Source organism: Nocardioides sp. zg-1228, assembly GCF_017086465.1.
Taxonomy (GTDB): Bacteria; Actinomycetota; Actinomycetes; order Propionibacteriales; family Nocardioidaceae; genus Nocardioides.
In genome coordinates this window covers 1,240,029-1,266,008 of sequence record NZ_CP070961.1, presented here as the reverse complement: position 1 = coordinate 1,266,008, position 25,980 = coordinate 1,240,029, and the positions used below count along the sequence as shown (strand labels likewise).

Sequence of the window (25,980 nt, the reverse complement as noted above, 5' to 3'; positions counted from 1 at the left end):
ACCTCAGTGTGCGCCCTCCCCGCCCTTCCGCGGCTGGCCCGCGCGACTGCCGACGTACGCACGCTCGCGCACCGCGGCCAGCCAGTGCGGGCCGAGCCGCCACGGCCGCGGCCGGTGCAGCACCGGGTCGAGGTCGGGACGCGGCGCCTCGGACCGGCGCTCCACCCGGACCGTGGCCGTCTGCACGTCACCGCCCGCCCCCACGACGCGCAGGGTGAGGTCGACGGGCAGCCGCCCGACGAGCACGTCGGGCTCCGGCGAGTCCAGGCGCGGGTCGGGCACGTCCACGACGACCTGGAGCCGCTCCCCCGACGGCGAGCGCCACCACATCAGGGAGGTCAGCGTCGCGCCGCCCCACCGCATCCCCGGCGCGAGCAGGTAGCGCTGCCACCGCGCGCCCCCCGGCGCCGTCGTGCACAGCACGTCGACGGGCGGGTCGTGGAGCAGGCGGACGCCGAGGCCGAGCAGGTCCGGCACCCCGCGCGGCGTGCCGATGCCCTTCGAGAGCCGGACCAGGCAGTGCACCACGCCCACCGGCAGCGGCCCGGCGCCGTGCACCTCGGCGCGACCCTCGTACACCACGCCGCGGGGATGGAACGCCGGCGCGGAGCGGGCCGCGGCGAGCGCGGCGAAGGAGCGCACGACGGCGCGGGTGGCGAGCGAGGGCATGGTCGGTGGGTACCCCCTTGACCGGTCCGCCATATTGAGGGACCCACCCCGATGCAGGGAGACCCCGTGATCCTCGACCGGTTCGAGCGCCACCCGCTCACCTTCGGACCCTCGCCCGTGCACCACCTCCGGCGCCTGAGCGAGCACCTCGCCGCCCGCGGTGGCGGGGCGCAGGTGTGGGCCAAGCGCGAGGACGTCAGCAGCGGCCTGGCCTACGGCGGCAACAAGGTCCGCAAGCTCGAGTACATCGTCCCCGACGTGCTGGCCAGCGGCGCAGACACGCTGGTCTCCATCGGCGGCTACCAGTCCAACCACACCCGCCAGGTGGCCGCCGTCGCCGCCCACCTCGGCCTGAAGTGCCGCCTGGTGCAGGAGAGGTGGGTGCCGTGGGACGACCCGGCCGCCACGCAGGTCGGCAACATCCTGCTCAGCCGCATGATGGGCGCCGACTCCCGGCTCGACCCGAGCGGCTTCGACATCGGCATCCGCGACTCGTGGAAGGACGCGATCCGCGAGGTCGAGGAGGCCGGCGGCACGCCGTACGCCATCCCGGCCGGCGCGAGCGAGCACCGGCTCGGCGGCCTCGGCTTCGCCCGCTGGGCCTTCGAGCTGGCCGAGCAGGAGCAGGCGCTCGGCGTCACCTTCGACACGATCGTCGTCTGCACGGTGACCGGCTCCACCCACGCGGGCATGGTCGCCGGCTTCGCGGCCCTCGAGGACCTCACCGGCGTCCGCCGCCGCGTCCTCGGCATCGACGCCAGCGCGACCATCGACAGGACCCGCGACCAGGTCGAGCGCATCGCGCGGCACACCGCCGAGCTCATCGAGCTCGGCCGCGACCTGCGCGACGACGAGGTCACGGTGCTCGAGGGGTGGGCGGGCGACCTCTACGGGATCCCGGTCGACGCGACGATGGAGGCGATGGCGCTGGGCGCGCAGCTCGAGGCGATGATCACCGACCCGGTCTACGAGGGGAAGTCGCTCGCCGGCCTGGTCGACCTGGTGAGCGCCGGCGACATCCCCCGCGACTCGCACGTGCTCGACGCCCACCTGGGCGGTCAGCCGGCCGTCAACGCCTACCACTCCCTCTGGCCGGCGCCGGGCTGACCGACCGCCGCTCCCCGGGGCCGGGGCGACGTCAGGCCAGCGCGAAGTCGACGGCCGCCAGCGCGTGGAGGCGGGTGGTGGCGAAGACCGGGACGTCGACGTCGTCGGGGCCGAGCAGCAGCTCGATCTCGGTGCAGCCGAGCACCACGCCCTCGGCGCCGCGGGCGACCAGCCGCGCGACCACGTCGACGTAGGCCGCCCGCGACTGCGGGCGTACGACGCCGCGGACCAGCTCGTCGTAGATCACCCGGTGCACGACCTCGAGGTCGTCGCCCGCGGGCACGATCGCCTCCACGCCGTGGCCGGCGAGCCGCTCGCGCACGAACGTCTGCTCCATGGTGAACCGCGTGCCGAGCAGGGCGACCCGGCGCAGCCCGGCGCCGCGGACCGCTGCCGCGGTCACGTCGACGATGTGGATCAACGGGATCCGGATCGCCGCCTCGATCGCCCCGGCCACCTTGTGCATCGTGTTGGTGCACAGCACCAGGCACTCCGCGCCCGCCGACTCGAGCGCCGCGGCCTCGGCCGCCAGCAGCGCGCCCGCCGCGTCCCAGTCGCCCGCCGCCTGGAGTGCCTCGACGTCGGCGAAATCGACCGAGGCCATCACCACCCGCGCCGAGTGGTAGCCGCCGAGCCGGTCGCGGACGGCCTCGTTGACGATCGCGTAGTAGAGCGCCGAGCTCTCCCAGCTCATCCCGCCGAGGAGCCCGATCCGGCGCACGACCGGTGTCGCTGGTGCGTCCATCGCCCCATTCAACATCGCGCCGTCCACCACCGTCGCCGGCCGCACGATGTCGGCGCGCAGCGCTAGCGTGCACCATGGCCACGACTCCCCTCGTCGCCTCAGGCGACCTCACCGTCCACCCGGCCACCCACGCCCGCTTCGACGACGTGCGCACCATGGTCGGCCCGAAGAACCCAGGCTCCAACGTGTGCTGGTGCCTCAGCCACCGCATCCCGGCCAAGGACAACCGCGAGCTGGTCGGTTCCGCGCGCGCGGCCCGGGTCGAGGCGCTGACCCGCCGCGCGACCAAGCCGGGCGTGCTGGCGTACGACGGGAGCGAGGTCGTGGGGTGGGCGGCCGTCGCCCCGCGCGCCGAGCTGCCCTTCGCCCGCTCCACCAGGATCCCGGTGATCGACGACCAGTCCGCCTGGTCGGTGTGGTGCATCCGGGTCCGTCCCGGCCACCGCGGCCGCGGCATCTCGCACGTCCTGCTCGAGGGTGCCGTGGCCTACGCCGCCCGCCGCGGCGCGCCGGTCGTCGAGGGCTACCCCGTCGACAACCGCGGGGAGAAGGTCGACCTGACGATGGCCTACGTCGGCACCCGCAAGCTCTTCGAGGACGCCGGCTTCGAGGTGGCCGCTCCCACCACGGCCACGTCGGCCGGGTTTCCCCGCGTGGTGATGCGCCGCACGACGTGATCGCCACGCCGAGACCCGGATGCGCGGGAGGCCGCCTGCTCCTGATATCGTAAGTCGAGTAAACCAGTTGACTAAAGGAGAATGCGCTGTGGTGACGAACGAGGGGGACTGTCGGGTCGTCGTGGTCGGAGCGGGCGCCGGCGGCACGCTGGTCGCCACCCACCTCGTGACGGCGCTCTCCTCCCGCTTCCGGGTCGAGCTGGTCGACCCGGCCCCCGGCACCGGTCGCGGCCAGGCCTACTCCACCACCGACGAGCGGCACCTCCTCAACGTCCCGGCGTCGGGCATGAGCGCCTTCCCCCGCGATCCCGAGCACTTCCTGCGCTGGCTCCGCGCGCACCACGACCCCGACTTCCAGCCCCACGACTTCGCCCCGCGCGCCGTCTTCGGTCGCTACGTCGAGACCCTGCTGACGACCGCGACCGAGTTCCCGGGCAACGCCCAGCTCGTACGCCGTCGCGCGGAGGTCGCCGACATCGCCCGCTCCGGCGACGGGTTCGTCGTGGACCTCTCCGACGGCGACCGGCTCGAGGCGCGCGCGGTCGTGCTCGCGACCGGCAGCCGCCCCGGCACCGGCTGGGCCCCGCCCGAGCTGGCCGACGACCCCCGGCTGGTGGCCGACCCGTGGACGCAGCCGATCCCGGCTGTCGGCGACGTGCTGATGCTCGGCTCGGGCCTGACGATGGTCGACCTCGCGATCAGCGCCGACCGCCCCGACCGCACCATCCACGTCGTCTCGCGCACCGACGCGATGCCGCACGCCCACGTGCTGCCGACCACCCCGCCCGTCCCGCCGCCGCCCGGCATCACCCGCACCCAGGACCTCGACACGCTGCGCTCCACGCTCGCCGCGCACGTCCACGAGACCGTCGAGGCCACCGGCGACTGGCGCGCCGCCATCGACGGGCTGCGCCCGGTCACCGCCCAGCTCTGGCGCGGCCTGTCGGAGGCCGACAAGCGTCGCTTCATCGCCGAGGACGCCCGCGCGTGGGACGTCCGTCGCCACCGGATGGCCCCCGCCACGGCGCGCCGCCTCGACGCCGTCGCCGCCGAGGGCCGGCTCGTGCGCCACCGGGGCACCCTCGCCGCCGTGCGGGCCGACGACACGGCCCTTCACGTCACCCTCGACGACGGCACGACGCTGCGGGTCGCGGCGGTCGTCAACTGCACCGGCCCCGTCGGCTCCATCGCGGCCGACCCGCTGCTGACCCGGCTGGCCCAGTCGGGCCTCGTCCGACCCGGCCCCGCGGGCCTGGGCATCGACACCGCCGACGACGGCCGCATCCTCGGCACCCTGCCCGACACGCTCCCGTTCCTCGCCGTCGGCTCGCTGCGCCGCGGCAACCTGTGGGAGTCCACGGCCATGCCCGAGATCCGCGAGCAGGCCTACGACGTCGCCCGCATCGTCAGCCGCTCGCTGCACGGCGAGTCGCGCCGCCGCCCGGTCGACCCCTACGGACTCACCCTGTCCACCAGCCAGGACGCCGCCGAGCGCTACAACGCGGCCCTCGGCCGTCTGCTCCGCCTGCAGGAAGGCGTCGAGGAGGGGCTCATCGACGCCGTCGCCGCCGATGAGGGCTTCGTGCTCGCCCACGCCGCCCTGGCGCTGCTCGGGCACGAGTGGGGCACCACCGCCCAGTGGCGGGAGTCCCTGCGCGCCGCGCACCGGGCGGCGGCCGAGCGCCACCTCGACGACCGCGAGTCGTCGTTCCTCGACGCCGTCACCACGCGCCTGCGCACCGACGAGGCCACCGGCGCCGCCGCCCTCCTGCGGCACGTGCGCCTGTTCCCCCGCGACGCGCTCGCCGTCAGCGTCGCGGTGCCGACCGTCGCCTTCGGCGGCCTGACCAGCGGCCCCCAGACCGCCGACCTCGTCGAGTCGCTGGGCCGTGCCTACGGCGACGACTGGTGGTACGCCGGCCAGCTGGCGTTCGTCCGGCAGGACCAGGAGCGCTGGGCCGAGGCCGAGGACCTGGCCTCCTACGCCCTCTCGGTCGAGCCGGCCTCGGGCCACGCGGTCCACGCCCGCGCCCACGTCCACTACGAGACCGGCGACCACGCCGCCGGGCTGGCCTGGCTCGACGAGTGGATCCACACCCGCGGTCCGGAGGCCAACCACCGCTCCCACTTCTCCTGGCACGCCGCGCTCCACGAGCTGATGCAGGACGACGTGGAGGCGGTCCGCCGCCGCTACGCCCGCGAGCTCGCCCCCTCGGTCGTGAGCGGCAGCCGGGTCGTGGTGGACAGCGGGTCGCTGCTGTGGCGCGGGCGGATGACCGGCGCCTGGACCGACGACCTGCCCGTCGCCGAGGTGCGCGCCCAGGCCCCCGCCGAGTGGCTCACGACCCCGCCCACGCCGTTCGCGGCGATGCACAGCGCGGTGCTGCTCGCGGCCGACGGCGACGCGTCCGCGCTGGCCGCGCTGGCCGTCCGGTCCCGCGCGAGCGACGACCGGGTGCTCCGCGACGTGGTCGCCCCGCTCTGCGACGGACTCCTGCAGGTCGTCGAGGAGCGCTGGGACGCCGCCGCGACGACCCTCACCGGCATCGTCGGCAGGTTGTCGCCGCTGGGCGGCAGCCGGGCGCAGCGCGAGGTCGTCGAGGACACCCTCGTGCACACGCTCGCGATGGCCGGCCGCACCACGGAGGCCGCGGGGCTGCTCGACCAGCGGCTCACCCGCCGCTCCTCGGCCCTCGACGCGCGGCGCCGGGCGGCGGTCACCGCCGCCCGCGCGGCGGCCCCCGGCACGACCCCGCAGCACAGTCGGTCGCTCGGGCGCTGATCGCGGTGCACCTCGACGGGTTCGGCTCGGTCGCGGCGACCACGATGGTCGCCGTGGTCATGGCCGACCTGCACGTCGAGGTGGTCGCCGGCGCCGCCGCGTGGCTGGCGGGGTGGTGGCTGCTGCGCGAGGCCGGTCCGCCCCGCGCTGACGGCTAGGGAACGGGTGCCGCGGGCGTGCGCGCCACGACCGCGAGGTGGTCGACGTGCACGGCTCAGCCCTCCAGGTCGCCGGTGCGGGCGACGAGGTCGGCGAGCAGGGCCGGCATGCCGCCGGCGGCCACCACCCGGCGCTGGCGGTTGGGCTCGGTCTCCCCCGCCAGCGTCGCGTCCAGCGCGTCGAGCGGTGCGTCGATCCGATCGGGAGCCAGCACCGCGCGCGCCTCGGCGACCACCCGGCCCGCGATCTCGCGCATCGGCCGGAGGTGCTGGTCGACGTCGACCACGCGGGTGTCGAGGCCGTAGCGCGACGCCCGGTGGTCGTTGACGGCCAGCACGTCGTCGTCGAGGTCGTGCTCGTCGGGCGCCTCCACGGCGCGACGTGCGATGCCCTGCACGAGGGCGGTCAGCGCGGCGACGCTCGTCAGGGACGGCACGGAGTCCATCACCCGGACCTCGAGGGTCCCGAGCAACGGGCGCGGGCGCATCTCCCACCACACGTAGGTGTGGTCGGACGCCTCGGCGGCCCGCATCAGCGACTCGGTGCGCGCGACGTAGTCGTCCCACGACCGCAGCAGCGGCGGCATCGTGGTGCGCGGGTAGGAGCGGATGATCGCGGCGCGGGCCGTGGCCTGCCCGGAGTCGAGCCCGTGCCAGTAGGGCGATCCGGCGGCGAGGGCGCGCAGCAGCGGCAGCCGGTTGCGCAGCCCGCGGTAGGCCAGGATCGCGGTGCGCTCGTCTGGCAGCCCGACGTGCACCTGCAGCGCGGCCGTCGGCGTGCGCAGCAGGCCGGCGTACTCGTCGATGATCCGGTCGTAGCGCGGCGACGCGGCGATGTCGGCGACGCCGACCGGGGCGGTCGGGTGCACCCCTGCGGCGAGGACCCGGCCGCCGTTCTTGCCGACGAGCGCGCGCAGCTCGCGCAGCGCGCGCCACGCGTCCTCCGCGGTGGCGCAGACGGGCGTGTTGAGCTCGACCTGGTCGACGTAGATCTCCCCGGTCACCACACCCGCGTCGGGCCTCGACTGCGACATCGCCGCGACCAGCGGGCCCGCCGCCGCGCCCATCAGCGCGTCCTGGTCGTCGACGAGCATCAGCTCCTCCTCGACGCCGACGGAGAACTCACCGCCCGGCACGTGCGCCGGCACACCCACGTCGTCCGGGACCTCCCCCGACATCCCGTTCGTCATGCGCCCCTCGTGCCCCGCGGACGACCCCGGCATGCGCCCTCGCCGCGCCCGTCCTCGCGGGTCAGCGGTCGGTCCTCGTGGGTCAGCGGCGCGGGGGCAGCGACAGCCGGAGGACCCGGTGCCAGGCGCTGGCGACCTGGCGCAGCAGCGGGGCGCTCCGGTAGGCCAGGCCGTGCCGCTCGAAGAGGTCGCGGACGGGACCGGCGATCTCGCGGTAGCGGTTGCTCGGGAGGTCGGGGAACAGGTGGTGCTCGATCTGGTGCGACAGGTTGCCGCAGAGCACGTGCAGCAGCGGCGGGCCGGAGATGTCGGCAGAGCCGAGCATCTGGCGCAGGTACCACCGCCCGCGCGTCTCGTGCTCGTCGACCTCCTCGACCTCGAAGACCTCCACGCCCTCGGGGAAGTGGCCGCACATGATCACCGAGTGGCTCCACACGTTGCGGGCCAGGTTGGCGACCAGGTTGGCGGTCAGCGTGGTGCGCGCCGAGCCGGTGGGCAGCGACAGCAGCGGGTGGAGCACGTAGTCGCGGAACGCGCTGCGCGCCACCCGGCGCCCCGTCGTGCGCATCTCCTCACGCTGCTCCGGGGAGAAGCCGGTGCCCGAGCGGAGCGACTCGCCCAGGTCGAGGTCGTACATCGCGATGCCGTACTCGAAGATGCAGGCGTTGACGAGGTTCAACAGCGGCTGGGCCAGGTGGCGCGGCTCCCACTCCTGGGCCTCGTCGACGCGCAGGATGCCGTAGCCGAGGTCGTTGTCCTTGCCGAGCACGTTGGTGTTGGCGTGGTGGCGGTCGTTGTGGGCGCGCCGCCACTGCTCCGGCGCCGAGGCGTGGTCCCAGTCCCAGGTCGAGGAGTGGATCTTGGGGTCGCGCATCCAGTCCCACTGCCCGTGCAGGACGTTGTGGCCGATCTCCATGTTGTCGAGCACCTTCGACAGCGCGAGCGAGGTCGTGCCCAGCCACCACGCGACGCGGCTGCGGCTGCCGAGGAGGACCACCCGACCGCCCACCTCCAGGCACCGCTGCACGGCGATGACGCGGCGGACGTAGGCCGCGTCCCGTGCCCCGCGGTCGGCCAGCACCTCCTCGCGCAGCGCGTCGAGCGTGCGGCCGATCTCCTCGATCTCGGCGTCCGTCAGGTCGGCGTACGAGCGGGTGGCCGGCGGCGGCGCAGGGGCGTGCTGGAGGAGGGGGGCCATCGTTCCCAGTGCCCCTCTCCGGCCTCCCCCATGCATCTCGAAAAGTCCGCCCCCAGGGGTGGAGTGTGCGGCAGGTCGATGGGTACGGAGCGCCATGACAGACGACTCGTACCACGACCAGGACGCCGACCCGCCGACCCCTGACGGCCGAGAGCCCGACCAGGAGCAGCTCGAGCCGGACTCCGAGCCGGCGAGCGACCCCGACCCGGATCCGGGCGCAGGCCCGGGCACATCCACCCAGTCCGAGGAGGACGAATGACGACCTACGGAAACGAACCAGCAGGCACCACCACCGGCAGCGACCCGGCCAGCACGGGCGGCTACGACGCGAGCGGCTTCACCCCGGGCTCGACCGGCACCGGTGACTCGAGCACGACCGACAAGGCCAAGGAGACGGCCGCCACGGCCGCCGACCAGGGCAAGCAGGTGGCCGGGACCGCCAAGGACGAGGCGCTCAACGTCGCCGGGACCGCGGCCGCGCAGGCCCGCACCGTCGTCGGCGAGGCCCGTCAGCAGGTCACCAGCCAGCTGAGCGACCAGGCCACCACGGGGCGCGACAAGCTGGCCCAGACGCTCGTCACGCTGGGTGACGACCTCCAGCAGATGGCCCAGGGCGAGGGTGCGTCGCAGGGCCTCGCGAAGGACCTGGCCCAGGAGGTCTCCGACCGCGTCCGCGCGCTCGGCAGCCACCTCGAGGACCGCGACCCCGCGCAGCTGCTCGACGACGCCCGCGACTTCGCGCGGCGCCGCCCGGGCACCTTCCTGCTGGGCGCCCTCGCCGCGGGCGTGGTCGCCGGGCGGATGTTCCGGGCCACCGCCGACGGCGCGGCTGCGGCGTCGCTCGCCGACTCCGGCACCACCGGCACGCCGGGCACGACCTACGGCAGCACCGGCGTGGGCACGGGACCGATGGCCACCGCCAGTGGGGACGCGCCGCTCGCCGCGCACTCCAGCACCGACAGCCCGGGCACGACGGGCTACGACACCCCGGCGACGGACCCGGCGCCCTCGTCCCTCGACCCGACGACGTCCGGCCTCCCGGGACAGCGCACCCAGGACACGCCGTGACGGGCGTCCCGGGCGCGGATCCGGTGTCGGGCGTGGGTCCCCTGCCGACCGGCTCACCGGAGCCCGGCCCCCACGTGGCCGGCGCCGCGGACGAGCGCAGCCTCGGCCAGATCGTGGGCGACCTGAGCCACGACCTGACGACGCTGGTCAAGCAGGAGCTCGACCTGGCCCGCACCGAGCTCAAGGCGGAGGCGGCCAAGGCCGGCAAGGGCGCCGGGATGCTCGGTGGCGCCGGCGTCGCCGGCCTGCTGACGCTGATCCTGGCGAGCTTCGCGCTGAGCTACCTGCTCGACAACTGGATGCCGGTGGAGCTGGCGTTCCTGATCACGACCGTGCTCTGGGCCGTCGTGGCCGCCGTCCTGGCGGCCCGTGGACGCGCGGAGCTGAAGAAGACCAACCCCCAGCTGCCGGAGACGCAGCAGACACTCAAGGAGGACGCGGCATGGGCCAGAGCACAGAAGAGCTGAGCAACGACATCGCGCACACGCGCGAGTCGATGACCGCCAACGTCGACGCGCTGCAGGACCGCGTGAGCCCGTCGGCCATCGTCGAGCGGCGCAAGCAGGCGACCCGCAACCGCCTGCTCGGCGTGCGCGACAAGGTGATGGGCACCGCCCAGGGCGTGGGCTCCTCGGCCTCGGGCACGTCGGGGTCCGCCAAGGACTCCGCGACCGGCGCCGTCGACTCGATCAAGGGCACCGCACAGGGCGCCGTCAGCGGGGCCCAGGACAGGGTGCAGGGCACGCCCCTCGCCGCCGGCCTGGTCGCCTTCGGCCTGGGGATGGTCGTCTCGGCGCTGATCCCCGCCTCGGAGAAGGAGGCGGTGGCCGCAGGACATGCCGTCGACGCGGCCAAGGAGCACGGTCAGCCGATCGTGGACCAGGCGAGGTCGGTGGCGCAGGACGTCGCCGACGGCGTCAAGGAGACGGCCACCCAGGCTGCTCAGGAGGTCAAGGACGCCGCCACCGACAGCGCCGGGCGGGTGAAGTCCGAGGGCCAGTCGGGAGTCGACGAGGTCCGCTCGCAGACGCAGTCCTGACCCGACCCCTCCTCCCCACCGGTTCGCCGGCCGGCCCCCACCGGGGCCGGCCGGCGAACCGGTGGCCCAGCCCCTCCCGGTCCAGCTCCGCCCCGCCCCGCCCCATCACAGGAGGCACGCCGTGCGCGCCATGGTCTACCGCGGTCCCTACCGCGTCCGCGTCGAGGACAAGCCCCGCCCGCGGATCGAGCACCCCGCCGACGCCATCGTGCGGGTGCGACGCGCCGCCATCTGCGGCTCCGACCTCCACCTGTTCCACGGGATGATGCCCGACACGCGGGTCGGGCACACGTTCGGCCACGAGTTCGTCGGCGTGGTCGACGAGGTCGGTCCCGCGGTGCGCGACCTGCAGGTCGGCGACCGCGTGATGGTGCCGTTCAACATCTACTGCGGCACCTGCTTCTTCTGCGCCCGCGGGCTCTACTCCAACTGCCACAACGTCAACGCCAACGCCACGGCCGTCGGCGGCATCTACGGCTACTCCCACACCACCGGCGGCTACGACGGCGGGCAGGCGGAGTACGTCCGCGTCCCCTTCGCCGACGTCGGTCCGATGGTGATCCCCGAGTGGCTCGACGAGGAGGACGCCCTCCTGATGACCGACGCCTTGGCCACCGGCTACTTCGGCGCCCAGCTCGCCGACATCCGCGAGGGCGACACGGTCGCCGTGCTCGGCGCCGGGCCGGTCGGGCTCTACGCCGCCCGCAGCGCCTGGCTGATGGGCGCGGGCCGCGTCGTCGTGATCGACCACCTCGCCGAGCGGCTGGCCAAGGCACAGACGTTCGCGCACGCCGAGGTCCTGGACTACGACCAGATCGACGACGTGGTCGTGGCGATGAAGGAGACGACCGGTCACCTCGGCTTCGACCGCGTCATCGAGGCCGTGGGCGCCGAGGCCGACGGCAACCTCACCCAGCACCTGACCGCGGCGCGGTTCAAGCTCCAGGGCGGCGCCCCGACCGCGCTCAACTGGGCGATCGACGGCGTGCGCAAGGGCGGCACCGTGTCGGTCATGGGCGCCTACGGCCCGATCTTCAGCGCCGTCAAGATGGGCGACGCCGTCAACAAAGGGCTGACCCTGCGGATGAACCAGTGCCCCGTCAGGCGCCAGTGGCCCCGGCTGCTCGAGCACGTGCGCAACGGCCACCTCAAGCCCAACGACATCGTCACCCACCGCTTCGACCTCGAGGACATCGCCGAGGCCTACCACGTGTTCTCCGCCAAGCTCGACGGCTGCATCAAGCCGGTCATCGTGGTCGGCGACTGAGGAAGGACGACCCATGCCCTACACCCCGGACAAGCCCGCACTCCCCGAGGACGTCGAGCAGCTCCGCGCGCGCATCCCCGGCTGGGGTGCCGACCTCGACCCCGCGGACCGGCCCTCCTTCCCGCGCGAGGTCCTCGACCCGGCCGTCGTCGGGCGGCCCCTCCCGGAGCAGCAGCCCGGCGGGCAGGGACGCGAGCGCTCGATCGAGCACGCCCGGCTCACCCCCGCCTTCGGCACCGCGCAGCCCATGACCGGACTCTCCGGGACCATCCGCCGCTACGCCTACGCCAGGCACAGCGAGGCCAAGGCGGCGCACTGGCTGCTCCTCATGGCCGCCGACCGCGTCGACGTCACCGAGCACGTGGTCCGCTCCCTCGCGACGACACGGCCCGACAACCCGCTCACGCAGAGCGGGATCCGCGCCGAGGCGACCTACGGCGGCATCCGCTCGCGCCGCGGACGCAGCGACGTGCGCCACCAGGTGCTCGACCCGGTCGTCAACGGACTGCCGTGGGCGCTCGCGACCTACGTCGCCTGGCGGGCGGCGCGGTCCCTGCGCCGGGGGTGACCGGACCGGCCCGCGGGCGCGTGCGAGGGCGCACGCGTGGGTACGACGGAGGATGACCTCACTCGCAGAGCAGGACCTCGACCAGCTCGGCGGCCGGCTGAGCATCCTCACCCGCCAGAAGCGCGACCACGAGCGGCTCGACCGGCTGCTGCACCGCCTCGGCCGGAGCGCGCCGGGCGAGGAGGAGGACGCCACGCTGCACGCGATCGCCCGACTTGTCTTCCCGCACGCGTTCGCGGAGGAGTCGGTGCTGTGGCCCGAGGCCCGGCGGGTGCTCCCCGACGGCGAGGCGCTCACGCTCCAGGTGGAGCGGGAGCACCAGGAGGTCAACGAGCTGTGGACCTCGCTCGAGCGGCTGCCCTCGGGCAGCCCCGATCGCCGCGAGGTACTCACCCGGCTCGCCGCGGTGCTGCGCGAGGACGTCCGCGACGAGGAGGACGAGCTGCTGCCCCGCCTGCAGGACGCCGTGGACACCCGCCGCCTCCAGGTGCTCGGCGTCGCGTGGGAGGCCGTGCGGCGCACGGCGCCCACCCGCCCCCACCCGGTCGTGTCGCGCCGCCCTCCCGGCAACGCGCTGGCGGCCGTGCCGCTCACGGTGCTCGACCGCAGCCGCGACCTGCTCGACGCCGGCGCCCGGCGCTTCCCGCGGGCCCACGAGCCCGCCTCACGGGCCAGCCGCGGTCTGGCCCGCGCTGCCGGACGGGTGGAGCGGGCCGGGGTGCTGCGCCGCGGCGAGCACCCCTCCACGCACCGCGACTGATGCGCCTGCCGAGCGCACCACCGCCCGGCGAGCCGCGTGCTGCGCCGCCAGGACGCCGAGCACGACCAGGGCCATCGTCACGCCCCACCAGGTGCCGGTGAGCGCGCAGCACAGGGCGAGCACCCGCTGCAGCCCGTCGTGGTGGCTCGGGCGGGCGGCGTGGCGCGCATGACGGACGGGCTGAAGGACCGGGGGAACGACGGGCACGGACATGATCTGCCTCCGGGATGAGGTGGTCAGGTGAGGACGAGGAACGCCAGCCCCACGAGCAGCGCGGGGATGGTGGTGAGCACGGTGGCGGCCAGGGCCGAGCGGTGCTCGAGGGCCAGGAGGGGCAGCAGGGCGTCCCCGTCCTGGCTGATGGTGTTGGCGACGAAGGTCGCCAGCGGCATGCCCCCGGCGGCGAAGATGCCGACGAAGACGATCTGCACCGCGCACCCCGGCACGAGGCCGATCAGTGCTCCCACCAGCACCCCCGCGAGGCCCAGCACGGGCAGCTGCGAGCCGTCGAAGCCGGTGAGGTGCGTGAGCAGCGACCACGCGAGGTAGGCCACGGCCACCCACACGGTCACGAACGCCACCTCGTGACCACCGTGGCGCAGCACCGCGGCCATCGACGTCTCCCCCGCGCTGCGCTCGTCGTCGTCGGCGAGCCGGCAGCCGCTGCGCACGAACACCACCAGCGCCACGACGGCGCCCAGCACGCCCAGCGCGAGGTAGACCGTCTCGGGGTCGAGGAGCTGGAAGGTGACCGGGACGCTGACCGTGGCTCCCCCGCCGATCGCCAGCCAGAGCAGCACCGGCAGCACGCCGACCTCGTGGAGCGCGAGCACCGGGCGCGCCCGCACCGGTCGGGCCGCCGTCACGACGGGCGACGGCACGAGCGCCGCCCGCGCGCCGGCGTCCACCGGGGCGGGCGCGGGGGACGGCGTACGCTGGCGCGGGTCGATGCCGATCGCGTCGACCAGCCATCCGGTCGTGGCCCCCACGACGAGCAGCAGCCCCTTGAGCTGCACCGTGAGCCACGGGTCGTGGGCCAGGAGCACCCACGACGCGTCGCCCATCGTGGCGACCAGCGCCGCGACGGCCGCCCCGTAGGACACGGCCCCTCGGCCGTAGGCGGCCATCACCAGGATCGCCCCGCCGCACCCGGGCGGCATGGTGAGGGCGGCCGCCACCAGCGGACCCGCCGCCCGACGCCGCTCCAGTGCGGCGTCGAGGCGGTGGCCCCACCGGCAGCGGGCCCAGCCGAAGGGCGCGACCATGAGGGCGACGAACACGCCGACCTGCATGAACGCGTCGGCCAGCGGCCGGAGCAGGAGCTCGGTCATCCCAGGCGCTCGCTCGGCAGCTCACTCGCCGGGAGTGAGCTTCTCCTTGGCCTTGTTCATCAGGTTCTGCATGCCCTGTGCGTAGGCGCCACCGGCGGTGCCGGGCTTGCCCGGCCCCTTCGACCCGTCGTAGGTCGCGAAGTGCAGCGGGTCGGGAGCCGGCAGCTCCTGCACGTCGTCGGTGAGCGCGCGGCCCTCCTCGAACCTGATCTCGCCCTCCCCGGTGAGGGAGGCGCCCTGGGCCCAGCGGCCCTCGCCGGCGGTGCTGCCCTCGTGGAAGCTGTAGAACACGGTGGCCTGCTCGGACGCCTCCTCGTCCTTGCGGGAGCTCTCGAAGCCGTCGGTGTGCCCGTCCTCGATGAGCTGCTCGATGCCGAGCAGCCACTGCTGCTGGTGGAAGGTGTCGCGGGCCAGCGCGAACGACAGCGTCTCCTTCACGCCCGGGTCGTCGGTCATGCCGATGAGGCGCGACACCTGCAGCCGGCCCTGGGCCTCGGCGGCGACGTTGTGCCGGAAGTCGGCGAGCAGGTTGCCGCTGGCCACGATGTAGCCGGCGTTCCAGGGCACGCCCTGGCTGTTGGTCGGCATCGCGAAGCCGCCGCTGACGATGGCCTGTTGCGGGTTCTGCCCGCCGAGGATCGCCGCGAGCGCCGGGTTGGCGGCGGCCGCCTCGGCCTGCGTCTCCGACGGGGCCCCCTCGAGCAGCCGGGCCAGAAGCGTGGTGAGCATCTCGACGTGGCCGATCTCCTCCGTGCCGATGTCGAGGATCATGTCCTTGTACTTGCCCGGCGTGCGGCAGGCCCAGCCCTGCCACATGTACTGCATCATCACGGTCATCTCGCCGAACTGGCCGCCGATCACCTCCTGCAGCTTGGCGGCGTAGAGGGCGTCGGGGCGCTCGGGCCGGGCGCTCCACTGGAGCTCCTTGGTGTGCCGGTACATGTCGTGCCTCGCAATCTGTCGGGTGAGGCGGAGCGGTCGGCTCCGCTGCGACGACCACGATTCCGGGGGCCCGTCGCGGGGTCGTGACGCCGGCGACCACACCGGCGTACGTCCGTCGGTCCGCCCGCCATTCGACGGGCGTCCGGCCGTCGGCTCCGAGGCGTCACCGTTGCGTCACGCATGCATGCACACCGGGGCGAGGGGCACTGTCTTCGCACGCGATCCTGGAGGCGCACGTGGCGTTGGCGGCACGACTCGACCTGCTGGGCGGGTTCCGGCTGGACCTCGACGGTCAGCCGCACCCCGTCCCGGCCAGTGCGCGCCGGCTGCTCGCCCTGCTCGCGGTGTGCCACCGCGGACGTCGCGCCCCCCGCGCGGCGCTCGCCGAGATGATGCGCCCCGACTCCGACCCCGCGCGGGCGACCTCGACGCTGCGCTCGGTGCTGTGGCGGCTGCCCCGCGACCGCGGGCGGGCGCTGGTGCAGGGCGACGCGCTGGAGGTCTGGCTGCACCCCGAGCTCACCGTCGACCTCTGGGAGGCCGAGGCGGAGGCCCAGCGGCTGTGCCGCAGCGAGGCGCCGCCGGTCGACGAGCTGCCCGACCTGTCCCTGCTGGCCCAGGACCTGCTGCCCACCTGGCACGACGACTGGCTGACGGTGGAGCAGGAGGCGTTCCGGCAGCGTCGGCTCCACGCCCTCGAGCGGAGCGCCGACCTGCTGTGCCGCGCCGGTCACTACCACGACGCCCTGAGCGCCGGGCTCGGAGCGGTGCGTGCGGAGCCGCTGCGCGAGAGCGCGCACCGGCGGGTGATCGCGGTGCACCTCGCCGAGGACAACCACGCTGAGGCGCTGCGGCAGTACGACGGCTACCGCCGCCTGCTGGCGTCCGAGCTCGGACTCGCGCCGAGCCCGTCGATCCGCAGCCTGGTCGCGCCCCTGCTCGGGCGCCCGGTCGACCTGCCGACCGGCACCGACTGACCCCGGCTCAGGACGGCGGCGCCGACGGGTCGAGGCTCACGACCTCCCCCCGGGCCGGGCAGCGCAGCTCGGCCTCGAGCCCGGCGTCGCGGGCGCGGGTGACGAAGTCGGACAGCGGCGAGCGGAAGACGGTGTAGTCGTCGTGGTGCACCGGCACCACGACCCTGGGCCGCGTCCGCTGGACGAAGTCGACGCCCATCCGGCCGTCCATCGTGACGGTCCGCAGCAGCACCCGGGTGCCGCCGAGGTGCACGACGGCGGCGTCGATGTCGGGGAACCGCTCCCGCACCTCGTCGACGTGCGCGCCGGTCAGCGTGTCGCCGCTGACGTAGACGCGCCGGCGCACCTCGCCGTCCACGAGGTGCTCCAGGACGCTGCCCATCACCGGCGGCAGCATCCGCCCGAGGAGGCCACGCGCGTGCACGGCGGGCACGGCGGTCACCCGCAGCTCCTCGCTCCCCTTGACCAGCGTGTGCCGGTCCCAGGTCTCGATCGCCCGTGCGTCGAAGCCCCAGGGGCCGAGGCGACGCACTGCGTGCGGGGTCGAGAGCACGGGAGGCGACCTGTCGAGGCGTGCGCGGGCGACCCGGTCGAAGTGGTCGCCGTGCAGGTGCGAGAGCAGCACCGCGTCGAGCGCCGGGAGCTCCTCCGGCTCGACGGCCGGGTCGGTCAGCCGGCGGCTGGACAGCCCCCAGCCGAGGTAGGCGCGCTGCCCGCGGTGCAGGAAGTTGGGGTCGGTGAGCAGCGTGAAGGAGCCCAACGACAGCACCGTCGTGGCGGTGCCGATGAAGTGGAGCCGGTCGCTGGTCGTCATCGGCTCGCTCCTCAGCGTCCGAGGCCGGTCGTGCCCGGCCGCCTGGCGAGCACGACGGCGAGGGCGATCATGCCCACGCCGAGGACGAAGTGCAGCCAGTCGTCGGCGGTGTTGAGCGGGACGAAGTTGGCCTGCGAGTCCTTGTCGACGACGAGCCCGTAGAGCCACAGGGCGAGGTAGACCGCGCCCCCGCCGAGCAGGTAGCCGCGAGCGCTCGCCGCGGTGCGGGCGAGCACCATGCCGGCGACGCCGAACAGCAGGTGAAGGACGTTGTGCAGCACCGAGACCTGGAAGAGGCCGAGGAGCTCGGCGTGCGACTCGTGCCCGGCGGCCTCGAGGCCGTCGTGGCCGGTCGTGACGCCCGGGATGAAGCCCAGCACCCCGACGAGGAGGAACGCTGCCCCGACGAGGACGGCGGCCGCCTGGATGGGTGATCCGGTCGCGGTCGCGGTCGACGTCGAACGCAGGCGCATGTCGTCGGTCATCGGAGGCTCCTTCGGTGGTGCCGGTCCGTTCCGGGAGCGGCGTGGCTGGGGCTCGGTCCGTACCCTGCTGCGGTCGAGGCACACGTCGTCCCACCCGTTGTGACGTGCTCGAACGACGTGCTGGGCCCGTGGTGAAGATCACGGATGCCGGGGGCCGCACCGGGGTACGTGGACCGCGTCCGTCGACGCCGAGAACTGACGAGAGGACCGCAGGTGAACCCGATCCGCCTGGTCTCCGGAGCCATCGCCCTGCCCGCCCACGCCGCTGCCGCCGTGCTCGGAGCGTCCGTCGGGATCGCCACGACCGGCGCCCTCGCCACCGCGCGAGCCGTGGGACGGGTCATCGAGCGCGCGTCTGCCGCCGACCGCGCCGCTCCCGGCCCGTGGCCGGAGCCTCCGGCGGCCCGCGAGGTCGACCCGATCCCCGGCACCCGTACGCACCCGGCGGCAGGCGCCGAGCCGGCCGCGGCCCCCGAGCAGGCGCCGGCACGCAAGCAGCCCACGGCGACGCCCGCGACGCGGCCTGCGCGGAAGACCGCCACGAAGACTGCGAAGACGACTGCGAAGACGGCTGCGAAGAAGGCCCCGTCGAAGGCCCCGAGGAAGGCCTCGTCGAAGCAGGCGGCCGTGCTCGCGCCCGCGCTGGGCCTGAGCGAGACCGAGGTCGAGAAGGCCGTGGCCGACTCGGGCACCGGCTCCGACGACGGACCGACCACGCCGTCCGGCATCCCCGCGGCCGGCGCCGGGGTCAACCCCGACACCACCGAGACCGACCTCCACCAGCCCGGCACGGAGCCCCTCATGGACCCCGCCACGGTGAAGTCGGTGGCGAGCGAGTCCGACGTGCTCAGGCGGGCCGCCGAGGTCGACAAGGGCTGAGGGTCCCGGGAGCGGCCAAGGCCGAGCGCACGGGCCGCCCCCAGGCCGAGGTCGACCGGGTGATCGAGTGGCTGGCCGGATCCGCTCGTGCGGCGGATCCGCTCCCTCGACAAGCTCGTCGACGAGCTCGCCCAGGGACGCCCGATGGAGAAGGTGCTGCGCGCCTGAGCCCCGCCCGCGCGTGCTCCGCCTCGCGCTGGGTACGGGGGCCGCATGGATCCCCGACCCGACCCCGGCGCGTGGCGACGGCGCACCGTGCGCGGCGACGGCGTCGACCTGGCAGTGCTCGAGGCAGGCGACCCGGAGGCACCCGCCCTCGTCCTGGTGCACGGCTGGCCCGACACGCACCGGGTCTGGCTGCCCGTGGCACAACGGCTCGCCGCCGACCTCCGGGTCGTGGTCTACGACACGCGCGGCCAGGGCCTGTCCCCCACGGACGCCCCCGACAGCGCGTTCGCCCTCCCGCACCTCGCGGCCGACCTGATGGCCGTGCTCGACGACGTCGACCCGGCCCACCCGGTCCACGTCGCCGGTCACGACTGGGGCTCCGTGCAGGCGTGGGAGGCGGTGTGCGAGCCCGGTGCCACGGACCGGATCGCCTCGTTCACCTCGATCAGCGGTCCCAACCTCGACCACGTCGGGGCGTGGGCCCGCAGCACGCTGCGGCACCCGACCCCGGCCGGCGTGGCAGGTCTCCTGGGGCAGGCCGTGTCGTCGTCCTACGTGCCGTTCCTCGTCTCCCCCCTCGCGCCTGCGGTGCTGCGCGTCCTCGGGCACCGCGACATGGTCTCCGGGCTGCGCTACTACCGCGGCAACGTGGGCCGACCGGCCCGCGGCCCCCGCCCGCGACGTACGAGCGTGCCGGTCCTCCAGCTCGCCCTGGACCGCGACCCCGCGATCCGCGAGGCGGCGCTCGTCGCCAGCGAGCCGTGGTGCGACGACCTGCGTCGCCACCACCTCCCCCTCGGCCACTGGGCGCTGCGGACCGACCCCGATGCGGTGGCCGAGGCGGTGCTCGGCCACGTCTCCGCCGTCGAGGCACGTCGGCCCGCCACCGACGCGTGAGCCGGGCGCCGTCACGGGCGGGCACGGGGCGGGGAGCCTGCCCCCGGGTGTCACGTGCCGATCGTGACGTGGGCGACCAGCACCCCGACCAGCCGCACCAGCACCATCCCCACCGCGCCTCCGACGAGGAGGCCCACGGTGACGAGGACCAGCACGGCCATCGCGGTCGCGATCCACGGCCGGCGCTCGGGGAAGTAGCGCTCCGGGAGCGTGCGCCTGTGGAGCAGCGGCGTACCTGCGAGCCGGACGGTGGGGAGTCTCATCGCCGCAGCGGCGCGACGCGCCCCGCGCCCGCCTGCCTCTCGGGTCGCACCGTGGCACGGGCGGCACCCCGCCCGTCCTGCGGACCGTGCCGGCCGGCGGCTGCGTGGTCGCGGATCAGCCGGCGGGCGAGCGCCTCGCACAGCGCGAGGGCGTCGGGGCCGCTGACGGCGATGGGGGCCACGAGACGGTCGGCGCGGTGGACCATGCGCAGCACCCGGCCCGCCGGGACCACGGGGCCGTACTCCGCGACGAGCCGCTCCCCCAGGTCCGCGACGCTCCTGCGGTGGTCGAGCGGCGTGGTGACGAGGTCGGCGGCGTGGTCGTCGAGCAGCCCGCGGGCGACCGCCTCGCAGAGGGCGAGGGCGTCCGCCGCGTCGCTCGCGGCTGTGGCCACGAGCCGGTCGGCGCGATGCACGATCCGCAGCACCCGGCCGGCGGGGATGTGTGCCGCGAACTCCGCGGCGAGCCGCTCGCAGAGCTGGTCGAGCTGCCTCCTGTGCGCCGTTGGGTCCATGGGGTGCTCCTTCGTCGCGCATCAGGTGGCTCACCTGAAGCATCGAAGGAGCGGGGGCAGGGCGCGCAGAGGCCAAGTGCTCGCTGCCGCGATGACCTCCGCAATGGGCCCCCGGTCCGCGCGCACCGGAGCCTCGTGACCGGCAGGGGAAGGGCGGCGCACACCGCGGGATGACGGGCACCGCTGGTCGGCCGGAACCGGATCGCAGACGGCATGTTAGACGTGGTCCGGGCGCCGCGGTAGTGCCGAACGGCCGCCAACACGCGTGACTTCATACCACGTCACGGAACCGGTGCACAGCGGTACTTTGGTCGCATGGCACAGCCTTCTCGGGCGGCGGCCGGCACGTCGCGACGACCCGTCTCCGTCTATCTGCTCGACGACCACGAAGTGGTGCGTCGCGGGCTCCGCAGCGTCCTCGAGCACGACGGCGACATCGTCGTCGTCGGCGAGTCCGGACTGGCCCAGCAGGCGGCCCGGCAGATCCCTGCCCTGCGCCCGCAGGTCGCCATCCTCGACGTCCGGCTGCCCGACGGCTCGGGCGTCGAGGTGTGTCGCCAGATCCGCTCGGTCGATCCCGGCATCGCCGCGCTGATGCTCACGTCCTACGACGAGGACGAGGCGCTGTTCGCGGCCATCATGGCCGGAGCGGCCGGCTACCTGCTCAAGCGGGTCAAGCCCGCGGACCTCGCCGAGACGGTGCGCCGGGTCGCCGACGGGCAGTCGATGCTCGACCCCGCGGTCACCTCGCACGTCCTCGCCCGCCTGCGCGACACGCGCCCCGAGGACCCGCTCACCCGCCACCTCACCCCCAAGGAGCAGCAGGTCCTCGAGCTGCTCGGCGAGGGCATGACCAACCGCGAGATCGCCTTCGCGCTGCACCTGTCCGAGAAGACCACGAAGAACTACGTGTCGTCGGTGCTCGGCAAGCTCGGGGTGAGGTCGCGCACGCAGGCCGCCATCCTCGCCAAGAGCCCGCAGGCCCACCTCGGCGATCGTCACGGCTGAGCCATGCAGCGGGGGGAGACGGGTCGGACCAGGGTCCGCCGCTGCGGCGGCCGGTGCTGTCGCTCGCGCGGTCGCGGTCGTGCCCGACCCCCTAGGGGTGAATGTCGGATGAAGGAGACGCCGTCAGGGCGCATGATCATGTGACACAGCGACACATCTTGGGGGGAACAGGAATGCAGGAGATCTCGCACGACGTCGGGGGCGGCACCCAGGCGTGGAGGCAGGAGAGGTCGACCTTCGACGACCTCATGCACATGGCCAGCCGTGGCGGCCGGGCCGACGACGAGACCGACCGGTGGGAGCGGCTGCTGGCTGCCGCGTCGACCCTGTCGTCGGGCTCGGCGCTCGACGACGTGCTCAACCAGGTGCTCCGGGTGGGGGCCGAGATCACCGGCGCGCGCTTCGGGGCCCTCGCCATCGCCGACTGGGGCGCGCCCCGGCCGATGCGCCTGCTCTTCACCCACGGCGACCTCGGCAGCCACGACACGCGGCTCGACGACCTGCTCACCCAGGGGCTCGTGGTCTCCCCCGACGATGCCGGGTCGCCCTCGGCGGCCGACGAGACCGCCGCCCGGCGCCCCCCTCGCCGCGCCGAAGGGGGCGCGCGCGACATCCTCAGCGTGCCGGTGCGCGTCGCCGACCGCGCCGTCGGCACGCTCTACTTCTCCGAGAAGACGAGCGGGCCGGCCTTCCTCGACCGCGACGAGCAGGTCGCGCGGGCCCTGGTCGGCGTCGCTGCGATGGCCATCGAGAACTCCCGGCTCCACGACCAGGCCTCGCACCGCGAGCGGTGGGTCTCGGCTGCCAGCGAGCTCGTCACGTCCAACCCCGACGACATGTCGCTGCAGATCGTCGCCGACTGGGCCCGCGACCTGTCCGGTGCCGACGCCGCCTGGATCGCCTCGGGCGAGGACCCGGCCCACCTGCAGCTGCGCGTGGTGTCCGGCTTCGACGCCGACCCCGACGGCATGGCCGAGGTCGACTTCACCACCTCGCTCACCCGGTGCGTGACCTTCAGCGGCCGTCCGCTGAAGGTGCAGAACATCTTCGAGCACGGTCGCGGGGTCGACGTCTCGGCGGCGCTCGGCCACGGCCCGATGGCCTCCGCCCTCGTCGTCCCGCTCTACAGCTCCGCCGACGGCGACGCCGCGGTCACCCTCGCCTGGGTGGACGAGGTCGACCCGGCACGCCTGCACCACGACGCCGCCCTCCCCACCCTGCTGGCGCAGCAGGCGCCGCTGGTGCTCCACGTCGCCCGCATCCGCCAGGACGAGAGGCGCCTCGCCGTCCTCGAGGAGCGCGACCGGATCGCCCGCGACCTGCACGACCTGGTCATCCAGCAGCTGTTCGCGCTGGGCCTCGAGCTGCACAGCGCGTCGTGGGTCGAGGACCCCTGCGACATGGCCGCGCGCATCGACCGCGCGACCGAGGAGATCGACGACGTCATCCGCGAGATCCGTACGACGATCTTCCGCCTCGGCCCGGTCGCCGCCGCGTCCGACCCGCGGGCGGCCGTCGTGGAGGTGGTCGAGCGCGCCGCCCGGACGATGAAGGTGCGTCCGGTCGTGCGCTTCGACGGCCCCGTGGGGTCCGTGCTCGACACCGACCTGCTGCCCGAGGTCCTCGCGGTGATCACCGAGGCGCTGTCCAACGTGGTGCGCCACGCCCACGCCTCGACGTGCGCGGTCGACGTGGCCGTCGACTCCGAGGTCGTCGTGCGGGTGCGCGACGACGGGGTCGGGATGCCCGACGGCGTGCACGAGACCGGCGGGCTGGCCAACCTCCGGCTGCGGGCCGAGCAGCGCCACGGGCACCTGCACGTCGCGACGGCCGATGGCCGTGGGACCACGGTGACCTGGTCGGCGCCCCTCACCTGACCGCGGCGCCGGGTGGCCGACGAGGCACGGCTAACCTGAGCCCGACGACGCGCCGCGGCAGCACCGGCGGGTCCCGGACCCTCAGGAGGGGCGACATGTACGGCGAGGTGGTCTCCACCCGACAGCTGGGCTCCCACCTGGTCCGCGTGGTGCTGGGCGGGCCCGGGCTCGACGGCTTCACGACGACCGGGAACGCCGACGAGTACGTCAACTGCTACTTCCTCCCCCCGGACGCGCCCTACGCGCCTCCCTTCGAGGACGAGGCGGTCCGCGACCTGCCCCGCCCGCAGCGCCCACGACCGCGCCGCATCACGGTGCGGAGCTGGGACGACGCGCGCCGCGAGCTCACCCTCGACATCGCCGCCCACGGCGACGTCGGGCACGCCGGCCGCTGGGCGACCCGGGCCCGGCCCGGTGACCGGCTGCAGCTGCGCGGACCGGCGGGTGGCTACCACCCCCATCCCGACGCCGCGTCCTACCTGCTGGTGGGCGACGAGAGCGCCCTGCCGGCGATCGCCGCGTGCGCCGAGGCCGTGCCCGAGGGTCGGCCCGTGACGGCCGTGCTCGAGGTCGAGGACGCCGCCGGTGAGGTGCCGCTCCACTCCCCCGGTGTGCTCCACGTCCGGTGGGTCCACCGCACCGGTCACGCCGACCCCGAGGGCCTGCTCGCCGACGCGGTGCGCGCCCTGCCTCCAGCACCGGGGCCGGTGAGCGCCTTCGTGCACGGCGAGGCGGGCGCGACGCGGGCCGTGCGGCGGGTGCTCCTGGGCGAGGGCGTCGTCGACGAGCAGATGCTCTCCTGCTCGCCCTACTGGCGGCGCGGGCTCGACGACGAGCAGTGGCGCGCGGTCAAGGCAGACTGGGTGCGGGCGCTCGCCGCGGAGGACGTCACCGCCTGAGCGGTGGCCGGAGGCCCGCCCGCCGCACGCAGGGCGTACGCCCGCCCTCAGGCGAGCGACAGGAAGAGCTTCTCCATCTTCTTCACGTCGATGTCGTCGGCGCCGCCGTCGCCGTTGAGCAGGCACTGCTGCAGGCCGTTGGCCACGATGGCGAAGCCCGCGCGGTCCAACGCCTTGGAGACCGCAGCGAGCTGGGTGACGACGTCCTCGCAGTCGCGCCCCTCCTCGAGGAGGCGGAGCACGCCCGCGAGCTGGCCCTGGGCGCGCTTGATCCGGTTGATGACCGGCTTCATCGAGGTGGGGTCGAGCTCCATCGGTTCTCCTGGGTGCGAGGGTCGGGGCGCTGGGTGCGGCAGCGCAGCCCGGCGTCGGCCGCGATACCCCCCATCGTATGCCGGGGCGCGGGCACCTCCACGGCGCCCGTCGCGCGCACGTAGCGTCGATCGCCTCGACCGTCGGCTCGTCCCGGCAGCGACGCCGTATGGTGATGGTGAACGCATCAGGCGAGAACGGCCGCGAGGGAGCGAGCGTATGAGCCAGGTAGAGCCGCCGCGGATCGCGGCGCTGCTGGCCCAGGCGGCCACGAGCATCACAGCCGCCCGCACCACCCACGACATGGTCGAGGCGATCGTCGCCGCCGCACCGGACGCCGTGCCGGGCTTCGACCACGCCAGCGTGACCATCCGGGGCAAGGACGGGCAGAACGAGACCTACGCCGCCTCCAGCAACGTGGTGGAGAAGCTCGACCTCATCCAGTACGACTGCGGTGAAGGACCGTGCCTGGACGCCCTGGTCGACGGGGGCACGGTCATCTCGGACCACATGCGACATGAGCACCGTTGGCCCAGCTTCGTACCCCGCGCCCTCGAGGCCGGGGTCACGGCCCAGATGGGGATCGGGCTGCACGAGGTCGACAGCGCCGGCGGCGCCGTGCTCAACCTCTGCAGCACCACCGGTGATGGCATCGGCCCCGAGTCGCGAGACCTCGCTCAGCTCTTCGCGCTCTATGCCGCCACCGCCCTGGGAGGGCGACACAACGAGGAGCACCTCACCACCGCCCTGTCCAGCCGGAAGGTGATCGGACAGGCCGTCGGCATCCTCATGGAGCGCTACCGGATCAACGAGTCGAATGCCTTCGACTACCTGGTACGCGTCTCCTCCACCGCCAACATCAAGCTCCGCGACGTCGCCGCGGAGGTCGTGACGCAGAGCGACACCCGCTACACGACCGACCCACCGCACTGAGCGGGGCCAGCGCGGCCCAGGCGCGAGTCGAGTGCTGGAGGCGTCGTCGTCCGCGCGAGGGACAGCACTCGACGCCGGCAGCGGACGGCCGGGACACCCGCTCGCGGCTTCCGCCCGCAGTGGGCCGACGTGCTGGCCCGCCGGGGGCCGAGCCAGGTCCGATGGACAACCCGCTCGGCGCCTTCAGCGGGTACGACGGCTACCAGGTCCTGCTGTTCCTGCACGAGGCCGGACACTTCTCGGTGCTCTTCGGCTGCCCGATGGCCGACGACGGGCTGAAGCCACTCCGGCTCGACGCCGTCTTCGACGCTGCCTGTCGCGCCGTCCCCGCACTCGCCCGCTGGACCGACCCGGAGCGGGCGCGACCGCCCAGCCCGGTGATGGTGGGCGGCGCCCTGCGCAACGTGTACCGGCCCCAGCGGCGGATCGCGGCTCGCATCGGTGGGTGACGT

At 74.4% G+C, this 25,980-nt stretch carries 31 protein-coding genes; 20 read left to right on the top strand and 11 right to left on the bottom strand.

Features of this window, described 5'->3' with window-relative positions; all coding sequences use genetic code 11:
- Positions 1-3: 3 nt before the first annotated feature.
- Positions 4-669 (bottom strand): hypothetical protein, encoded by a 666-nt coding sequence (locus tag JX575_RS06060; protein ID WP_186341558.1) that lies wholly within the window; start codon positions 667-669, stop codon positions 4-6.
- Positions 670-735: 66 nt separating this feature from the next.
- Between JX575_RS06060 and JX575_RS06055 the strand changes: the two genes are divergently transcribed.
- Positions 736-1,776, top strand: coding sequence for a 1-aminocyclopropane-1-carboxylate deaminase (locus JX575_RS06055; RefSeq protein WP_186341557.1), 1,041 nt, complete (start codon positions 736-738; stop codon positions 1,774-1,776).
- A gap of 31 nt (positions 1,777-1,807) precedes the next feature.
- Here the strand turns inward: JX575_RS06055 and JX575_RS06050 are convergent, their stop codons facing one another.
- Positions 1,808-2,521, bottom strand: a complete 714-nt coding sequence (locus JX575_RS06050) for an aspartate/glutamate racemase family protein (RefSeq protein WP_222129644.1) — start codon at positions 2,519-2,521, stop codon at positions 1,808-1,810.
- A gap of 74 nt (positions 2,522-2,595) precedes the next feature.
- Here JX575_RS06050 and JX575_RS06045 point away from each other — a divergent pair, with 74 nt between their 5' ends.
- From JX575_RS06045 to JX575_RS06035, 3 genes are all read left to right on the top strand, one after another.
- A complete protein-coding gene (locus tag JX575_RS06045) occupies positions 2,596-3,198 on the top strand; it encodes a GNAT family N-acetyltransferase (protein WP_186341556.1) in 603 nt (200 codons plus the stop codon).
- Positions 3,199-3,289: 91 nt separating this feature from the next.
- Complete coding sequence (locus JX575_RS06040; protein ID WP_186341555.1) at positions 3,290-5,980, top strand: FAD/NAD(P)-binding protein; 2,691 nt, start codon at positions 3,290-3,292, stop codon at positions 5,978-5,980.
- Between the two features lie 5 nt (positions 5,981-5,985).
- Entirely contained in the window at positions 5,986-6,138 is a 153-nt protein-coding gene (locus JX575_RS06035; RefSeq protein WP_186341554.1) for a hypothetical protein, read from the top strand.
- A gap of 56 nt (positions 6,139-6,194) precedes the next feature.
- Here the strand turns inward: JX575_RS06035 and JX575_RS06030 are convergent, their stop codons facing one another.
- The gene (locus tag JX575_RS06030; protein ID WP_186341553.1) at positions 6,195-7,328 is read right to left on the bottom strand and encodes a YbdK family carboxylate-amine ligase; all 1,134 of its coding nucleotides are present in this window, start codon (positions 7,326-7,328) and stop codon (positions 6,195-6,197) included.
- An 82-nt stretch (positions 7,329-7,410) separates the two neighbouring features.
- On the bottom strand, positions 7,411-8,526 hold the full coding sequence (locus tag JX575_RS06025) for an acyl-CoA desaturase (protein WP_186341552.1): 1,116 nt from the start codon (positions 8,524-8,526) through the stop codon (positions 7,411-7,413).
- 94 nt (positions 8,527-8,620) lie between these two features.
- Between JX575_RS06025 and JX575_RS06020 the strand changes: the two genes are divergently transcribed.
- The 7 genes from JX575_RS06020 to JX575_RS05990 all read left to right on the top strand — a co-directional run bounded on the left by JX575_RS06020 (position 8,621) and on the right by JX575_RS05990 (position 13,228).
- A complete protein-coding gene (locus JX575_RS06020) occupies positions 8,621-8,785 on the top strand; it encodes a hypothetical protein (RefSeq protein ID WP_186341551.1) in 165 nt (54 codons plus the stop codon).
- Positions 8,782-9,594, top strand: coding sequence for a hypothetical protein (locus JX575_RS06015; protein WP_186341550.1), 813 nt, complete (start codon positions 8,782-8,784; stop codon positions 9,592-9,594). Before JX575_RS06020 ends, JX575_RS06015 begins: the two co-directional genes overlap by 4 nt.
- Before the next feature lie 32 nt (positions 9,595-9,626).
- Entirely contained in the window at positions 9,627-10,061 is a 435-nt protein-coding gene (locus JX575_RS06010; protein WP_206054535.1) for a phage holin family protein, read from the top strand.
- A complete protein-coding gene (locus JX575_RS06005) occupies positions 10,037-10,633 on the top strand; it encodes a DUF3618 domain-containing protein (RefSeq protein ID WP_186341549.1) in 597 nt (198 codons plus the stop codon). The genes JX575_RS06010 and JX575_RS06005 overlap by 25 nt, the downstream gene beginning before the upstream one ends.
- A gap of 130 nt (positions 10,634-10,763) precedes the next feature.
- Positions 10,764-11,900, top strand: a complete 1,137-nt coding sequence (locus JX575_RS06000; protein WP_222129686.1) for a zinc-dependent alcohol dehydrogenase — start codon at positions 10,764-10,766, stop codon at positions 11,898-11,900.
- A gap of 13 nt (positions 11,901-11,913) precedes the next feature.
- Entirely contained in the window at positions 11,914-12,468 is a 555-nt protein-coding gene (locus tag JX575_RS05995; protein WP_186341547.1) for a hypothetical protein, read from the top strand.
- Between the two features lie 52 nt (positions 12,469-12,520).
- Positions 12,521-13,228 carry a hemerythrin domain-containing protein gene (locus JX575_RS05990; RefSeq protein WP_186341546.1) on the top strand — a complete coding sequence of 236 codons (708 nt, stop codon included), beginning with the start codon at positions 12,521-12,523 and terminating at the stop codon, positions 13,226-13,228.
- Positions 13,229-13,464: 236 nt separating this feature from the next.
- Here the strand turns inward: JX575_RS05990 and JX575_RS05985 are convergent, their stop codons facing one another.
- Both JX575_RS05985 and JX575_RS05980 read right to left on the bottom strand, forming a co-directional pair.
- The gene (locus JX575_RS05985) at positions 13,465-14,559 is read right to left on the bottom strand and encodes a putative manganese transporter (protein WP_186341545.1); all 1,095 of its coding nucleotides are present in this window, start codon (positions 14,557-14,559) and stop codon (positions 13,465-13,467) included.
- A gap of 21 nt (positions 14,560-14,580) precedes the next feature.
- The gene (locus tag JX575_RS05980; protein ID WP_186341544.1) at positions 14,581-15,501 is read right to left on the bottom strand and encodes a manganese catalase family protein; all 921 of its coding nucleotides are present in this window, start codon (positions 15,499-15,501) and stop codon (positions 14,581-14,583) included.
- Positions 15,502-15,737: 236 nt separating this feature from the next.
- Here JX575_RS05980 and JX575_RS05975 point away from each other — a divergent pair, with 236 nt between their 5' ends.
- Positions 15,738-16,478 (top strand): BTAD domain-containing putative transcriptional regulator, encoded by a 741-nt coding sequence (locus JX575_RS05975; RefSeq protein ID WP_206054534.1) that lies wholly within the window; start codon positions 15,738-15,740, stop codon positions 16,476-16,478.
- Positions 16,479-16,485: 7 nt separating this feature from the next.
- Here the strand turns inward: JX575_RS05975 and JX575_RS05970 are convergent, their stop codons facing one another.
- Together JX575_RS05970 and JX575_RS05965 are read right to left on the bottom strand one after the other, a co-directional pair.
- Positions 16,486-17,292 (bottom strand): MBL fold metallo-hydrolase, encoded by an 807-nt coding sequence (locus JX575_RS05970; protein WP_186341542.1) that lies wholly within the window; start codon positions 17,290-17,292, stop codon positions 16,486-16,488.
- A gap of 11 nt (positions 17,293-17,303) precedes the next feature.
- A complete protein-coding gene (locus JX575_RS05965) occupies positions 17,304-17,777 on the bottom strand; it encodes a DUF4383 domain-containing protein (protein WP_241005355.1) in 474 nt (157 codons plus the stop codon).
- 213 nt (positions 17,778-17,990) lie between these two features.
- Here JX575_RS05965 and JX575_RS05960 point away from each other — a divergent pair, with 213 nt between their 5' ends.
- The 3 genes from JX575_RS05960 to JX575_RS05950 all read left to right on the top strand — a co-directional run bounded on the left by JX575_RS05960 (position 17,991) and on the right by JX575_RS05950 (position 19,721).
- Positions 17,991-18,656, top strand: coding sequence for a hypothetical protein (locus tag JX575_RS05960; protein ID WP_186341831.1), 666 nt, complete (start codon positions 17,991-17,993; stop codon positions 18,654-18,656).
- 87 nt (positions 18,657-18,743) lie between these two features.
- The gene (locus tag JX575_RS05955; protein WP_241005429.1) at positions 18,744-18,824 is read left to right on the top strand and encodes a DUF2200 family protein; all 81 of its coding nucleotides are present in this window, start codon (positions 18,744-18,746) and stop codon (positions 18,822-18,824) included.
- 45 nt (positions 18,825-18,869) lie between these two features.
- Positions 18,870-19,721 (top strand): alpha/beta fold hydrolase, encoded by an 852-nt coding sequence (locus tag JX575_RS05950; RefSeq protein ID WP_186341541.1) that lies wholly within the window; start codon positions 18,870-18,872, stop codon positions 19,719-19,721.
- A 50-nt stretch (positions 19,722-19,771) separates the two neighbouring features.
- On the opposite strand, the gene JX575_RS05945 is transcribed toward JX575_RS05950, so the two are convergent.
- Together JX575_RS05945 and JX575_RS05940 are read right to left on the bottom strand one after the other, a co-directional pair.
- Positions 19,772-19,984: a hypothetical protein gene (locus JX575_RS05945; protein WP_186341540.1), complete on the bottom strand. Its 213-nt coding sequence runs from the start codon at positions 19,982-19,984 to the stop codon at positions 19,772-19,774.
- Entirely contained in the window at positions 19,981-20,499 is a 519-nt protein-coding gene (locus JX575_RS05940) for a hypothetical protein (protein ID WP_186341539.1), read from the bottom strand. The genes JX575_RS05945 and JX575_RS05940 overlap by 4 nt, the downstream gene beginning before the upstream one ends.
- A gap of 315 nt (positions 20,500-20,814) precedes the next feature.
- Here JX575_RS05940 and JX575_RS05935 point away from each other — a divergent pair, with 315 nt between their 5' ends.
- The 3 genes from JX575_RS05935 (at position 20,815) to JX575_RS05925 (ending at position 24,283) form a co-directional block, all read left to right on the top strand.
- Entirely contained in the window at positions 20,815-21,507 is a 693-nt protein-coding gene (locus tag JX575_RS05935) for a response regulator transcription factor (RefSeq protein ID WP_186341538.1), read from the top strand.
- A gap of 173 nt (positions 21,508-21,680) precedes the next feature.
- Entirely contained in the window at positions 21,681-23,384 is a 1,704-nt protein-coding gene (locus JX575_RS05930; RefSeq protein ID WP_186341537.1) for a GAF domain-containing sensor histidine kinase, read from the top strand.
- 95 nt (positions 23,385-23,479) lie between these two features.
- Complete coding sequence (locus JX575_RS05925; protein ID WP_186341536.1) at positions 23,480-24,283, top strand: siderophore-interacting protein; 804 nt, start codon at positions 23,480-23,482, stop codon at positions 24,281-24,283.
- Between the two features lie 47 nt (positions 24,284-24,330).
- On the opposite strand, the gene JX575_RS05920 is transcribed toward JX575_RS05925, so the two are convergent.
- Positions 24,331-24,597 carry a metal-sensitive transcriptional regulator gene (locus JX575_RS05920; RefSeq protein ID WP_186341535.1) on the bottom strand — a complete coding sequence of 89 codons (267 nt, stop codon included), beginning with the start codon at positions 24,595-24,597 and terminating at the stop codon, positions 24,331-24,333.
- A 217-nt stretch (positions 24,598-24,814) separates the two neighbouring features.
- On the opposite strand from JX575_RS05920, the gene JX575_RS05915 reads away from it, so the two are divergent.
- On the top strand, positions 24,815-25,528 hold the full coding sequence (locus tag JX575_RS05915) for an ANTAR domain-containing protein (protein ID WP_186341534.1): 714 nt from the start codon (positions 24,815-24,817) through the stop codon (positions 25,526-25,528).
- A gap of 161 nt (positions 25,529-25,689) precedes the next feature.
- Positions 25,690-25,977 carry a hypothetical protein gene (locus tag JX575_RS05910; RefSeq protein WP_186341533.1) on the top strand — a complete coding sequence of 96 codons (288 nt, stop codon included), beginning with the start codon at positions 25,690-25,692 and terminating at the stop codon, positions 25,975-25,977.
- The last annotated feature ends 3 nt before the right edge of the window (positions 25,978-25,980 follow it).